General features: G+C 72.6%; 2 protein-coding genes. One reads left to right on the forward strand and one right to left on the reverse strand.

The annotated features are described in order from the left end of the window. Positions 1-707, forward strand: a 707-nt coding sequence (locus ACFIF2_RS35845) for a zinc-binding alcohol dehydrogenase family protein (protein WP_395577479.1), incomplete at its 5' end; no start/stop codon positions are given. A 109-nt stretch (positions 708-816) separates the two neighbouring features. Here ACFIF2_RS35845 and ACFIF2_RS35850 read toward each other — a convergent pair. Then, a partial coding sequence (locus ACFIF2_RS35850; protein WP_395577480.1) for a winged helix-turn-helix transcriptional regulator occupies positions 817-930 on the reverse strand: 114 nt, incomplete at its 5' end.

A 930-nucleotide genomic window follows, 5' to 3' on the forward strand; every position in this document is an offset into this window, starting at 1 on the left:
CCGCGGGCCCGATCGCGGTGGGTGACGAAGTGATCACCTACACCGCGCCGGGTGCCTACGCCGCCGACATCGTCGTGCCCGCCCCGTCCGTGGTGCCGAAGCCCCTCGCCCTGTCCTGGGAGCAGGCCGGCGGGCTGCTGGCCGCCGGGGTCACCGCCGTACACACGCTTGAGGCGATCGGCCTGGGCAAGGGCGAGACGGTGCTGATCCACGGTGCCGCGGGGGGCGTCGGTCTCGTGGCCGTGCAGCTCGCGGTGGCACGCGGCGCGACGGTCGTGGCCACGGCGAGCCGGGCCAAGCACGACCTCCTGCGAGAGCTGGGAGCGATCCCGGTCGTCTACGGGCCGGGGCTGGCGGACAGGGTGCGCGCGGTGGCGCCGGAGGGCGTGCACGCGGCCGCCGATCTCGTGGGCACCGAGGAGGCGGTGGACGTCTCCGTGGAGCTCGTGCCGGACCGCTTGCGTATCGCCACCATCGCGGGCCACGAGCGCGGGGCTCGCGCGGGAATCAAGCTCCTGGGTGGTGTGCCGGGCGCGGATCCCGGCACCGAGATCCGCCAAGCCGCCCGCCTGCAGCTCACGGAAGCCGCGACAGCAGGCCGCCTGCGCATCGTGATCGCGGACAGCTACCCCCTGCGCGAGGCCGCCACTGCCCACCGCGAGATCATGGCCGGCCACACCACGGGAAAGATCGTCCTGGTCCCGTAACCCGTTCCTGTCCCCGCACCGCTGAAGCCACACCGCGAGCGGCCGCCCGCGCAATCACCGGTCCCAGTACGCAACGGATCGGGTGCGTGGGCGGTATGCGACCAGCTCGTCAGGTGTCCATGTCCTCGCTCTTGGCGCTCCATTCGATCAGCGGATGCAGGACACGCATCAGGCTGGCGCCTTGTTCGGTGGGCCGGTACGTGATCTGGACCGGCGTCGTCGG

Origin of the sequence: Streptomyces sp. BK79 (assembly GCF_044142145.1) — a bacterium.
Classification (GTDB): domain Bacteria; phylum Actinomycetota; class Actinomycetes; order Streptomycetales; family Streptomycetaceae; genus Streptomyces.